The organism is Actinoallomurus sp. CA-142502 (genome assembly GCF_050936355.1).
In the GTDB taxonomy this organism is placed as follows: domain Bacteria; phylum Actinomycetota; class Actinomycetes; order Streptosporangiales; family Streptosporangiaceae; genus Actinoallomurus; species Actinoallomurus iriomotensis.
Window position 1 is genome coordinate 6,365,479 of record NZ_JBNJMY010000001.1, and the last position, 14,169, is coordinate 6,379,647.

The 14,169-nt window shown below is 69.7% G+C and carries 3 protein-coding genes; all 3 read right to left on the reverse strand.

Features of this window, described 5'->3' with window-relative positions:
- Nucleotides 1-56: 56 nt before the first annotated feature.
- On the reverse strand, nt 57-2,834 hold the full coding sequence (locus ACQEV1_RS30230; RefSeq protein WP_433397890.1) for an AAA family ATPase: 2,778 nt from the start codon (nt 2,832-2,834) through the stop codon (nt 57-59).
- Complete coding sequence (locus ACQEV1_RS30235) at nt 2,831-4,354, reverse strand: acyl-CoA synthetase (protein ID WP_433397892.1); 1,524 nt, start codon at nt 4,352-4,354, stop codon at nt 2,831-2,833. The genes ACQEV1_RS30230 and ACQEV1_RS30235 overlap by 4 nt, the downstream gene beginning before the upstream one ends.
- A 250-nt stretch (nt 4,355-4,604) precedes the next feature.
- A complete protein-coding gene (locus tag ACQEV1_RS30240; RefSeq protein WP_433397894.1) occupies nt 4,605-14,084 on the reverse strand; it encodes a hypothetical protein in 9,480 nt (3,159 codons plus the stop codon).
- Between the last annotated feature and the right edge of the window lie 85 nt (nt 14,085-14,169).

Below are 14,169 nucleotides of genomic sequence, written 5' to 3' on the forward strand. Positions count from 1 at the left end.
AACTGAAGACGACACTAGAAGCGATGACCGATGACTAGCGTCTGTCGAATGACTGGTCAGTCCGGCGAGTCGGTGCCGGCCTCGTTGTCGGGCAGGTCGGCGAGCGCGTCGCGTAGCGCGGCGCGGGAGGTGATGCCGAGCTTGGGGAAGATCCGGTACAGGTGGTAACCGACGGTTCGCGAGGACAGGAACAGCCGTTCGCCGATCTGCTTGTTCGACAGGCCCGCCGCCGCCAGCTGGGCGATCTGGATCTGTTGTGCGGTGAGACTTTCGCTGTCCGTGGTGGCGGACCGCTCGCGGTGCATGCCGGTGGCACGCAGTTCGTTCGCTGCCCGCGTCGCCCAGGGACGGGCACCGAGGTGTTCGAAGCCTTCGGCGGCGGCGCTGAGATGAACGCGAGCGTCGGACGGAGAGTTGGCGCGTCGGAGACGTTCGCCGTACGCCAGGCGGATACGCGCCAGGTCGAAAGGCCACCGGTCGGCGTCCGGGGTGGCCAGTGCCTGTTCGAACAAGTCCCGGTGATCATGGTCGGCCGCCGCCATGGCGGCAGCGCCGGCGACCGTCAGCGCGAGGCGGGACGACAACTCGCCGACGCGTGCCTGCTGCACTACCGCGACATGAGCGGCCGCCTCGGCGGGCCGGCCTGATCGAGCCGCCGCCTCCACCAGCTCCATGATCAACCACAGCGCGTTGGGAACATGCGAGGGCAGTTGCCCGGCCGGGCTGACGGCACTGGCGCACCGGTACGCCTCATCGAAGTCGCCGCAGGACAGCGCGGCGAGGGACTTGACGTGCCACGCGTAGGCGGACACCAGACCGGCCCGGCGAGGGGCCGCCCAACGGCTCATCTGATCGATCAACGGCCCGCTCGTGGCGTGATCGCCGCGGCCGGTGGCGACCAGGGCTCGCAGGAACTGGCCGACCCACTGCAACAGCGAGTAGTTGTGGGCCTGGCACAGAGCGATGCCCTCCTCGGTCAGCACCTGAACGTCGTCCCATCGTCCGGCGAAATAGGCGTCGTTCCCGAGCAGGAACAGCGCCTCGATGGCGGACGTCACCGCGCCGCCCTCGCGGCCGTGGCGTACCGCTCGCCACAGCGGCTCACGGCAGTCGCCGACGCGGTCGAGGTAACTGCCGGCGATGGCGGTGCGGACGATGCGCGCCGGGCTCGTCTCCGTATGCAGCCGGTCAATCGCCGTATCCAACTGGCCGAGCACGGGCCGTGCGAGGCGGACCGGGTCGCTGAACGTGTGCGCCAGGATCGACAGCAGATGCGGCGGCCGAGGCCGCAGCCGCGTGACGGCGGTGTGGAACGCCGGCCACAGCTCCGCGCGACCACCGAAGAACGACACCATGAGCAGGGTGTAGAGCGCTTCGACCAACGTCTTGTTGTGGGCGTCACCCGGCTCTGGCAGCGCTTCTATGGCGCCGACGAGCAGGCGATTCGCGTTGTCGATGTCGCCGGTCTCGTTCAGCAGGTGGTACGCACCGGCGACTGCGCCGGCGAGCGAGCCCCCGTGTTGCGGATCGGCGCGACGGGCGGCGTCCATCAAGGCGGGCACGTCGGACAGGTCGCCGGTGACGATGGCCCCGAGGTAGGCGGCCTCCGCCAGGCGACTCGATCGGTCGGTGCCGGCGGGGCTGATATCGGCTGCCCTGAGCAACTCGGTGATGGCACTCACCGAGTCGCCGCGGAACAGGTTCGCGTGGGCGACCTCCTGGAGCAGAGCGGCCACCTCCTCGTCCGGTCCGGTACACGCCTCCGCCAGGTGCCAGGCACGCCGTGCCGGCTCGTCGGCGTGGCGCTCGGCGAGAATCTGGTGGGCACGCCGGCGCTCGTCGTCGGTGGCGAGCTCCACGACGGCCGAACGGATCAGCGGGTGACGAAAGGACACCTTGGCGGCGGCGCCGTCGATGGAGACCACGTGTGCCCGGTCGGCCGCTGCCAGGTCGCGTGCCTCCGATCCCTGCTCTCCGTACCGCAGGACGTTCAGATCGCCGGTCCCGTCCAGGACGGCCAACAGGAGTGCGTGACGGGTCCGCGCCGGCAGGCCGCGGATCCGTGCGGCGAACACCGCCTGGAGACGGTGTGTCAGCGGCAACGTGCCGGTGACGGTCCGGTCGGCGTGCGGTGAGGTCAGCGCGATCGGCAGCTCCAGAAGGGCCAGCGGGTTGCCCTGCGCCTCATCCAGGAGCCGGCGTCGCGCACGCAGGTTGAGCACCGGGTACCGGCTGTCGAGGAGGGCCTCTGACGAGGCGTCCGACAACGGCCGGAGCTCATGCGCGCGGATACCGGAGCGGTCGAAGAAGCCCTCCTCACTGGTACGCGCCGTGGCGAGGAAGCCGATGTTCGTGCCGGCCACTCTCCGGGCGAGGAAGCCCAGCACCAGGCCACTCGCCTGGTCCAGCCAGGGAAGGTCGTCGACGACGATCAGGATGGGGGTGGTGGATGCGGCTCGCGTGAGCATCTCCAGCGCCGCGTGGGAAATGGCCATCCGATCCGGCGCCGCGCCCTCCTGAAGTCCGAGAGCGCTGCGCAGCGCCTTGCGCTGCGCGGCGCCCAGCTGGTCGAGGTGGTCGCCCAACAGCGGAAACAACAGTTGGTGCAGGCCGGCGAAGCTCACGTTCGCCTCGAACTGTGTGCCGATCGCGCGCAGCAGCCGCAACCCGGCCGAGACGGCGTACGAGCCGGCCGCCTCCATGAGTGCGGACTTGCCGACGCCCGCATCGCCGATGATCATAAGCGCATCACCGTGGGCCGCGGCCTGGTCGACGAAGGCGCATACCGCCGCGAAGTCCTCGTCCCGCCCGACCAGCCCTTCGGGCCGGCTCACCGAGCGCCCCGTTCCGCGCGCAGTTGACGCTTGTTGACTTTGCCCGCGCCGACGGTCGGCATCGACGCGACGAACTCGACGCTGCGCGGGATCTTGTACCCGGCCAGCCGTTGCCCGCAGAACTCGCGGAGCTCCTCGCCGGTCACGTCGGCTCCCCCGGCGCGCACCACCACCGCGTGGACCCGCTCCCCCCACCGCTCATCCGGCAGCCCGATCACCGCACATGCCGCCACCGCAGGGTGCAGCGTCAGCGCGTTCTCCACCTCGACCGAGTAGACGTTCTCACCACCAGAGATGATCACGTCCTTGATGCGATCGACGACGAACAGGTATCCACGGTCGTCCAGGTAACCGGCGTCGCCGGTGTGCAGCCACCCGTCTCGCAGCGCTGCGGCCGTCTCGCCCGGCCGCTGCCAGTAACCGGCCATCGCGTGGTCACCGCGTACCGCGATCTCCCCGGCCGTGCCGCGCGGTGCCTCACGGCCGTCGGGCCCGACGATGCGGACCTGCGCGTGCGGAGCGGCGCGCCCGGCGGAACGCACCAGCTCCGGCCGGTCGTGGTCGTCGGGCAGGAGCAGGCTCGTCACGCCGGAGAGCTCCGTCATTCCATAGCCTTGGACGAACCCCGCTCGGGGGAACATCTTCCGGGCCCGTTCCAGGAGCGCCTCCGGCATGGGGGAACCGCCATAGAGCAGATGGGCGAGGCTCGACACGTCGAAACGGGCCGCGCCGGGGAACTCGACCAGCATCTGGATCATCGTGGGCACCAGCAGCACGTCCGTCACCTGCCGGTGTTCGATCGCCGTCAGCACACCCTCCGGAGTGAAGCCCGGAACGATGACGTGAGTACCTCCGGTCAGCAACCCGGCGATCCATGCCCCGAGGTCGGCGAGGTGGGACATCGGCGCGGCGTGCAGCAGCCGGCCGCCCGGGGTGAGGAACCGGCCGGTCGCCAGAGTCCCGAACGCCGTGGCGATCACGTTGGTGTGCGTCAGCATGACGCCTTTCGGCCGGCCGGTGGTGCCGCCGGTGTAGAAGACGCCGAACAGGTCCTCACCGCCCCGGCAGCTGTCCTCCATCGGCGGGTTGTCCCCGATCAGCCGCTCGTAGGAGACCGTGCCCGCCGGAACGTTTCCGTCCGCCATGACCACCACGGTCGACGGCTCCGGATGTTCTAGAGAGGAGACGACGGGGAGGAGATCCTCGTCGACGATCAGGACGTTCGCGCCGCAGTCGCCGATGGCGAAACCGATCTCCGCGGGACTCCACCGATGGTTGATCGGCACGACGACGGCATCCGCCCACGGGACGCCGAGCAGGCTTTCGTGGAAGCGATCGGAGTTCGCGCCGAGCAACGCCACCCGATCCCCGCGACCGACACCGAGCGCCCGCAGCCCGGCGGCCAGGCGTCCCACCCGATCCGCGCACTCGCCCGCCGACCGTACCCGGTCCGCGAAGATCGTCAGCGGCCATCGCCTGTCCTGCTGGACCGCCCTGTGCAACGTCTGGGTCAGATACATTCGGCGACGTCCCTCCTCGGTCAGCGGGCATTCAGTTATGGTCGTCCTTGGCTGGTAAATCGTCTATGTCCTTGAGCAGTCATCCTGTTACAACCCGCTGTCGCGATGGCAGAAGACGCGATCCGCGCACGGCCCCGACAGTTCCCGGCCGTCGGAAAGCCGGATCCAGCCCGCGTCGCTGACTTCGTACCGGCGCGTGCCGGATCCCTCCGTCACCGGCCGTACAAGCGTGTGCCAGGGGTCCTTGCCCTTACCCTTTCCGGAGGGTCACCTGACCGGTGAGGATGAACTCGGCGACCCGGCGGGCCACCACGGACATCAGGTCGTGCTTCAACCACTCGGGCAAAGAGTCGTACGCCGCCGCAACCCGTTGCTGGTCGATGCCATTGCGCTCCTGCCCGGTCATCTCCATGTACGCCGAGTTGACTTCAGCGGTGAGCTCCTCCGGGGAGAAGCTCGGTGCGTTCGTCACCCCGTAGGTGGTGCTCGCCTCGGACTCGGCCTGCTCGGTCACCGGCCGGCGCGGGCCGCTCGATTCGACCCAGACATGTACCCGGCGCCGACGCTCCTCCACGCTCCCTTCGGCCTGCGGGAACGGGTAGTCCGAACCGTCCTGGCCGCCGCGCGACGACCGGATGAAGCCGACCGCCTTATTCGGCAGACCCAGGCGGCGGAGTTCCCGTCCGACGTGCCGGTTCAGTTCCTGGATGACCGCGTCGGCGCGGGCCAGCCCGGTCGTGTAGGCGTTGCTCAACAGGCCACCGTTTCCGCCGCCTTCCACGACGACGAAAAGGGTTCCGCGCTCGGCCGCCCGCCCGCTCCCGGCCGCCCGGGCGACCACCTTCCCGAACTGCTCGATCGCGCCCGGCCGGCCCCAGTCCGGATTGGCGTGATCCGCCCTCGCGAACCTCACCTCCAACCCGGCTCCCCGCTCCAGCCGCTGGAGGATGCCGGACTCCTCGTCCGCGCGACGCGCCACTTCTTCGAGGCGGTCGTAATCCGCGCTGAGCTCCCTCCTGGACCCGTGCCTGGACCCGTGCCTGAAAGCGCCGAAGGAACCGACCTCGAAAACGACCAGTGGATCGGACCGCCACCGCCCGAAATTGTGGTCCATTTCCGGCAACTGGGTAAAGACGCCCAGTGAGTTCCACTGATCCACGACCCGGGCGGGATCGGAGACGAGCGCGTTGTCGAGGTACTCCCCGATCGTGTACACCGGGTCGTCGGGTCCGGGGACGTCGTCCCACAGGCGCCACTCGACGGCCAGCAAGTTTCCCGCCTGCGGTATGTACCGGTCCCGCAGCACGGCGCCATTGTGCGCGCGGTAGACGTTCTGGAATTGACCCCGGATCACCGCGGCATCGTTCTCCAGGAACCGCCGGACCCGGCGCGGCAGTGACCCGCGCAGTTCCGCCAAAGGTGTGCGTGAGGCGATCAGCGTATGCTGCTTCGCCAGACCCGATCTCGAAAGACACCAGTGGAGCATCGACGCGACCTGCGTGTACACCAGCGTGGCGTAGCTACGCACCCTCGCAACGTCGACATCGAGGGTCGCGAGGCGGTCCAGCCGCTCACGCGACTCCCTGACCGGATCCATCCCGGCATAGCGCGCGGCGACCTGGTCGCCGAAGACAAGTGCGTTCTCCGCGTGCCGGAGCGCCACCCAACCCGTATAGAGGCGGTTGCCCTGAGCGACCGCCCGGAGCAACTCCCGTACCCCGGTCATCGGCACGCCCACGTTGAACTGCGTGTAGATCCGCGCCGGATCAGTGGCGCCCAGCAGCGTGGCCTGATGGGCGTGCGGGTGCGCGACGGCGCCTGGAACGTCACGGAAGACCTCCGCGACGGTGCTTCCCCGACCGGCGTTGTGCAGCCGTTGCAGCACGAATGACAGCGAGCCGAACGCCTCCTCACGGCTCAGCCAGCCGGTCTCGCCATCGAGCGCGTTGACCGGCTCCAGCACGATCTCGATGATCGGCGCTCCCTGCCTGTAGTCGACGACCAGGGAATACGCTGGAGTCGTGATCAGCTTCGGGTATTGGTGGGCTGCGTCTTCCAGGCCACCGAGCTCGAAGCCGGTCTCCAGCTCCAACCCGATCGCGCCGCCCCTCATCCGTTCCGCCGGCGAGATCTGGCCGCCGGGTTCGGCGGCAGGCGGGCCGGCGTCCGGCTGCCGCGGGTCGCCGGCCGCTCTAAAGAGCGACGCGAATACCCCGGCCACGCGAACGGCCCTGGTCCGCCACGTGCGAATACCAGTCCCATTCGCCCCCACGCCGGCGCCGGTCGCCGGCCGGCTCGGCATCTCGGTCGCCCCAGGCCGTCCTGCCCTCGCGGGCCCTCCGCCGAGGCCCGGAAGCCTCACTCGCCCGAAGGAATAGACGACCCGGCCGAGCTGACGGCGGAGTCCCCTCAACCCGCCAGGCCGGCCCTGCTCCTCCCGCTGAGTCTGCTCATCCGGCCGGCCCGATGCCACGCGGGAGGATGACGATGCCGGCTGGGCCGAGAAGGTCGCCTCGTTCAACGGCATGGGCCCGGTACGTTCGGGCGCGGCAGAAAGATCAGGAGGTGGGTCGCCTTCACGGGAGACACGTGGCTTGGAGTGGGAAAAGAGAGTTGCCTGGGGCTGTGTCATGCGCACCAGTGGATAAGGTTTCCCATCGATCGATGGCGACGGCGGGACCCCGCTTCCAGTCCCGTGCTCGGGCGGCGGTTCGGCATCCGGCTTCGCGCCGCCTTCGGGGGTCGAGGGGATCGACGGCCTGCTCGGGAGGTTCCGCGTCAGAGCCTCGATCTCCCCGACGGCGTGCCGCATGTCGGTGATCCGATGCTGGGAGCGCAGGTGCGGAAGCACGTCCTCGTATCCGGTGCCGACCGCGGCCGAGTTGAAGACGTAGGCCGCGTTCGCCGTCTCCGGCGTGGTCGAGGCCCGATTGAGGAGGGCCTCGGCGTCCTCCGCCTCGTCCACAAGACCCTCCTGGGCTCTGAAGAAGGCACCAACGGCGGCGGCGAACTCCCCCCGCAACCCATCGATCCGCTCCTGCAGCAAACGCCGGGCGGCGTCGGGCGTCGATACCGGCAGCGGCGAGAGATCCTCCCACCGGATCTGCGCGGCCCACTCCCGGACCGTACGGGTGCCGAGGAAGTGGCCCGGCCGGCGGTCGAAATGGAGCCGTGGCGCATCGCTCGGGTAATCCGGAGCGATCAGACCCAGCTCCCTCGCGGTGATCTCCGCGACCATGTCGCCCATTTCATGGTCCCAGCTGTCCATGGTCCGGATCCCCTGGATGGCCTCTTGGACCTCGTGATCATCCAGGGTTTGGAAGAACTCGCCGTACCGTGACGGCAGACCCTGTTGCGCGACCCGAAAATCGGCGAGCAGCCGATCCGCCAGCCAGTTCCGCAGGACCGCTACGTTCTCCAGCCTCCGCGAGGTGAGCCGCGGGTCGGGCACGTGCCTGGCCGGATACTCCGCACCGGCGATCTCGGCGCGCCGCGAACCGGTGAGCTGCCGCGTGTCCGATGGGGAGAGATGCGGATCCGGGGTCGTGGAGATTCCGATGTCCTCTTGCGTCCGGGCCGGCTGCTCGGCGGCCTCCGCCGGACCGATACCGGCGGGCCCGCCGTCGCCGCCGCGCAGGATCACCTGGCCGGTGAAGAGGAACTCGGCGATCCGGTGGGCCAAGACGGGCATCGGGTCGTTCGTCAGCCGCTCGGGCAGGGAGTCGTACGCCGTGAGAACACGTTGCCCGGCGACCCTGGCATGCCGCCGGGTCAACTGACTGAGCGCCGAGTTGACGTGAGCGATGAGAGCATTCGTCCAGGCCGGGGAGAACTTCCGCGCGTCCGTCACTCCGTGGGAGGTGCTCGCCTCGGGCCGGGCCTGCTCGGCCGGCGGCGGGCGGCGGCCGCCCCTCATGGACACGTGCTCGGGCGCGCCGAAGGACTGGACCTCCAAGACGACGAGCGGGTCGGACCGCCGCTGCCCGAGGGCACCGTCCATCTCCGGCGGCAGAGTGGGAATGCCCAGCGAGTTCCACTGGTCCACGACCCCGGCGGGCTCGGTGGCGACGAGCGCGTTGTCGAGGTACTGCCCGATCGTGTACGCCGGGCCGTCGGTCCGGGTGACGGCGTCCCACTGCCGCCACTCGACGGCCAGCAGCTCACCGGATTCCGGCACATGCCGGTTGTCCAGCAGCATGGGGGCGTTGTGCGCACGGTAGAGGTGCCGGAACAGGTCCCGGATCCACGGGGCCTCGCTCGCCAGGAACCGGCGGACCGGCTTCGGCATCGACCGGCGGAGGTCCGTCAGAGGTGCCCGTGAGGCGATCAGCGTGTTGTGCCTCGCCGGATCCGAGTCCGAGAGGAGCCCGTGGAGCATCGACGCGACCTGGGTGTACACCAGCGTGGCATAGTCACGCACCCTCGCGGCGTGCCGCTCGGGCAACCCGCCTTCCGGCTGCCCGGCGCGCGCGGCGACCTCGTCACCGAAGTCCAACGCGCTCTCCGCGTGCCGGTGCGCCACCCAGTCCGGCCTGAAGTCGTTGCCCTGAGCGACCGCGCGGAGCAGCTCCCGTACCCCGCTCATCGGCACGCCCACGTTGAACCGCGTGGAGATCCGGCCCGGATCAGCGCCGCTCGGCAGCGTGGCCTGATGCGCGTACGGGTGGAGATCGGCGCCCGGAACGTCGCCGAAGACGTCCGCGATGGTGCTTCCCCGGGGGCCACTGCGCAGCCGGTCCAGCACAAATGACAGTGAGTCGAACGCCTCACGGCTCGGCCGGCCGGTCTCCCTCTCCGGTGCATTGGCCATCGTCAGCACGATCTCGAGGGTCGGCATCACACGACCGGCGTCCGGCCCCCTCATCGGAGTCACGCGCTCGGCGACCAGGGCGTACGCCGGAGTCGTGACCAGCATTGAGTACTCATCGGCTACGTCTTCCAGGCCGCCGAGCTCGAAGCCGGTCTCCAGCCTCAGCCCGTCCCTCAAACTCGGCGGGCTGCCCCCGACGATGTGGAAGGCGAGATCGGTGGCCAGCTCGAACACGTCCGGCGGACCGTTTTCCGGCAGCTCGTCCAACGCGTCCCGGATCCGCGCGGCATCGACCCGGCCCCCGGTCCAGATCGGACCGAACGCGTCCAGCCTGCTGTTGACCTCCGCGACCAGCCCCTCGTCCACGACAGGGCTCCGCCGGTCAGGCTCCGGCACGACCGGATCCGGGTCGCGGAGCGGGTCCGGGCGGGTGGAGGAAGCCATCCGGCGCAGGTCGGCGATGGCGGTTCTGGCCGCCCCCACCGCCGCGGCCGCGTCCTGCACGGTGCTCGCATCCCCGCGAAGCCTCTCAAGGTGATCGCTGATCTCGGACAGGTCGGCGGTGAGCGCCTCCACGCCCGAGTGATCACCACGGAGTACGGCCGACGTCGCGTGCACGATCCGCTCCACCCGGTCCTGCGTGATGACCGCGTGCGCGCGCGCCACGCCCCGCAGGACGGGGTCCAAGCGCCACGCCGTGGCCAGCAGGGAGTCGATCCCCCGCACCCACTCGGTCCCCTGCACCCGATCGGTGCTCGGCGCCCGGAACATGGTCAGACCCGCGACCGCAGCGGGAACCACCCGGCGACCGGGGCGGGTATCCGGAGCCGTCTCGACCACGCGGGCCTCCATGTACGCGCGCTGCGCCAGCTCCGCGAACGATATGAACAGCGACCTCAGGCCATTCATCGTCGTCTTACGGTTGTCGAGTCTGCGCAGTTCGACCAGGACGAGCGGCGGTTCCAGGCGGGCCCTGCCGGTATCCGGGTTGGTATCCGGCTCATCGAAATGGGCGTCCACGCCGAGCGCCTCGTGCTGGTTGATCGACGGCGGCCGACCGCTGTCCAGCAGCGCCGTGTCCAGATACTCGCCGATGGTGCGATCGGAGAACCTGAGGCCCCGCCGGCTGAGCGGATCAGTGCCTCGGATCTCGGGCCTGCGGCCTTGCATCGTCCGTATGAGCGTTCGCCGGATGTCGGCCGCCCGGTTCTCCAGGAACCCCCTGACCGGCTCCGGCAACGTCGCGCGGATGCCGGCCAGCGAAGTACGTGACGTCGCCGCCACGCGCGCCTTCACCGACGTGACCTGTGTCGGCATGCCGTGCACGATCGGGGCGACCTGGGCGTAAACCAGCGACAGGAAGCCGCGCAGGGCACTGACGTCCGCACGCTCGGCGAGCAGGTGGACCGCGTAGGGCGGGATCTGGTGACCCGCGTGGTCGGGCAGCGTCGAGGCGTACTCGGCGGCGATCTCGTCGCCGAAGTTCAGGCCGTCCGCGAGGTGGTCTCGCGCCGCATGATGTTCGGTCGTCTGATCGCGTGCCGTGCTCAGGAACTCGTGCATGCGAGTGATCGGAACACCCACGGTGAGCTGGAGGTGGAGCTTGAACGGCTGGCGAAGGGGATCGGGGTGGAGGAGGGCGTCCCGCGCCACGTCCGAGTACTCGAACCGCGCTTCGGGGAAGACACTCTGCATGCGCTCTCCACCCCGGACCCGTTGCAGACCACCGACCACCTCTTCGATCCTCGCGAGGACCTCGGCGCCGTCCGCCCGCCCGCGGTCGCCGGGAACGACCCAGACGGGCGCGGTGACGATCTCCAGGATGTGCTCATAAAAGCTCTCCACCACCTCCTCTCCGGCGTTTTCCACCAGTTCCCGGGACCGGTACAGGTTCTCGTCGGTGGCACGGAAGTACCACACGTTGTCGAGCACGACCTGCAAGCTCCCGTCCCGCGCGTCGATACGGAAGTCCTGCCACCTGTCGTCGACGCCCTCCGGGAGCCGGACGACGATACGGGTCTCGCCCTCGAACCCGAGCCCGCCGCCCCCCATTCGCGGCACCGTCCCGGTGTCGATCCTGGTGGCCAGGTCGTACGCCACACCGCGCTTGTTCGACGGGCCGCCCTGCGGCAGCTCACGCAGCGTAGCCTCGACCTCCTCCCGGTCGACACCGGCGGCCCGGTCCCATCCGTACTCGCCGCGCAGTCGTTTGTTGACCTCGTCCACCAGCCAGTCGTCAACCTCGGTCCGCATGCGTCTGTCGTGGTCGGGATCGGGGAGCGCGGTGGCCGGCGGTGGCGTCAGGTCGAAGACGACATCGGCGCCCGGCTCCGCGGATCCGCCGGAGCCGGGCGGCCGGCTCGCCTCGGAGGTCGTCCCAAGGTCCGCTGTTGCCGCCCGTGCACCCCCGGTGCCCGCCGATGGGCGCTGGTGGATGTCCCGGGCGAGGCTGCCCGACTCTCCGACCTCGAGCGGCAGCCCCATCACCTGCCCACCGGACTCGGGCCTCAGGTAGACGTACGACTCGTCGGCCCACAGGATGTGCGGCACCAGCGTGTCGTCGCCCAGTGAGTCGCGGAGCGTCTCCCACCCGGCGATCGGCTCGATCCGGCCGTCCTCGCCGCGCAGGGACATCCCGGTGGGCCAGTGCACGAGGACCTCGCCCCACCGCACCCACGAGTCCGGCGACAGTTCCCGCCCGTCGGCGAGCCGGATCCAGCCCGCCTCGCTGACCTCGTACAGGTGCGTGCCGGACCCCTCCGTCACCGGCCGTACGAGCGTGTGCCAGACGTCCTTGCCCTTGCCCCTGCCGGACGGCGGCTTCATCGGACGGATACCACCGGGCCCCTGCGTCACCGGACCTGCCGGCGCGGAGGGCCGGCTGCCGCCGCGCCGGACGGTCACCTGGCCGGTGAGGATGAACTCGGCGATCCGGTGGGCCACCACGGACATCGGTTCGTTCGTCAACCGCTCGGGCAAAGAGTTGTACGCCGTCAGAACCCCCTGACGGCTGGGGACGCTGGCCTGCTGCCCGGTCATCTTCATGTACGCCGAGTCGACGCCGGCGGTGAGCGCGTTCGTCCAGTCCGGGGAGAACCTCGGTGCGTTCATCACCCCGTGGGAGGTGCTCGTCCCCGGCTGGGCCTGCCCGGTCACCCGCCGAGGCCGGCTACTCGGCTCGATCCAGACGCGTACTCGGCGCCGGCGCTCCTCCGGGCTCCCCTCGACCTGCGGGAACGGATAGTCCGAACCATCCCGGCTGCCGCTCGACGACCGGATGAAGCCGATCGCGCCCTCCGCCGGCCTCAGGCGGAGAAGTTCGCGGTTCAGTTCCTGGATGACCGCGTCGGCGCGGTCCAGGCCGGTGGTGTGGGCGTTGCTCAGCAGGCCGCCGTTGCCGCCGCCTTCGACGTTGATGAAGAGGGTTCCGCGCTCGGCCGCCCGCCAGCGCTTCGCCGCCCGGGCGGCCACTTTCCCGAACTGCTCGAGCGCGCCCGGCCGGCCCCAGTCCGGATTGGCGTGATCTCCCTTCGCGAACCTCACCTCCAACCCGACTCCCCGCTCCAGCTGCCGGAGAGTGCCGGACTCCTCGTCCGCGCGACGCGCCACCCTTTCGAGGCGGTCGTAGTCCGCGCCGATCTCCTCCAGGGATCCGTGCTTGTCGGCGCCGAAGGACCGGACCTCCAAAACGACGAGCGGATCGGACCGCCGCCGCCCGAAATCGGCGTCCGTCTCCGGCAGCTCGGCGGCGATGCCCAGTGATTCCCACTGGTCCACGACATGGGCGGGGGCGGTGACGAGCGCGTTGTCGAGGTACTCCCCGATCGTGTACCTCCGGCCGTCGTCCCCGGGACTCCAGTCGAGCACCAGCAGGTCACCCGACTCCGGCACATGCTGGTTGCGCCGTAGCACGCTGCTGTTGTACGCGCGGTAGACGCCCTGAAACAGGTTCCGGATCCCCGCGGCCTCGTTCTCCAGGAACCGGCGGACCGGGTTCGGCAGTGACCGGCGCAGCTCCGCCAGAGGTGTCCGTGAGGCGATCAACGTGTGGTGTTTGGCCAGACCCGAGTACGAAAGGCGCCAATGGAGCATCGACGCGATCTGCGAGTACACCAGCGTGGCGTAGTTACGCATCTTCGCAAGGTCCGCATCGATGGCGGCGAGGCGGTCCAGCGACTCACGTACCTCTTCCTCCGGATCGATCCCGGCAAAGCGAGCGGTGACCTCGTCGCCGAAGACCAGCGCGTTCTCCGCGTGCTGGAGCGCCACCCAGTGCGAGTTGAACCTGTTGCCCTGAGCGACCGCCTGGAGCAGCTCCCGTACCCCGCTCATCGGCACGCCTACGTTGAACTGCGTGTAGATCCGGCCCCGATCACGGTCGCCCAGCAGCGTGGCTCGATGGGCGTACCGGTGGGCCTTGGCCTCTGGAACGTCACGGAAGATCTCCGCGACGGTGCTTCCCAGACGGGCGTTACGCAATCGGTCCAGCACGAATGACAGCGAGCCGAACGCCTCTTCACGGCTCAGCCGGCCGGTCTCCCCCTCCAGCGCGTTGACCGGGTTCAGCACGATCTCGATGATCGGCACTCCACGGCCGATGTTCGGCCCACTCATCGCCGGCGTGTAGTCGACGACCAGGGAGTACGCCGGAGTCGTGATCAACTTTGGGTACTTCTTGTCTGCGTGCTCCAGGCCGCCGAGCTCGAAGCCGGTCTCCAGCTCCAGGCCCATCGCGCCGCCCCTCATCCGCGGCACCATCCCCGTCGCGATCATTCCGGCCAGATCGCTCGCCAGTCCACGCGGATCCGTCGGACCATCCTGCGGCAGCCTGAGCAGCGCCTCCTCGATCTCCTCACGACCGACGGTCCGATCGGCCCGGTTCGGTCCGTACTCGCGCGGCCGGCCATTCACTTCGGTCACCGGGGAATCCGTGACCCGGGTCCGCGCCCGGGCACCGCGCGGCGGTCTTACCGCCGGTCCACCAGGCTTGGACAGCCGATCGGCC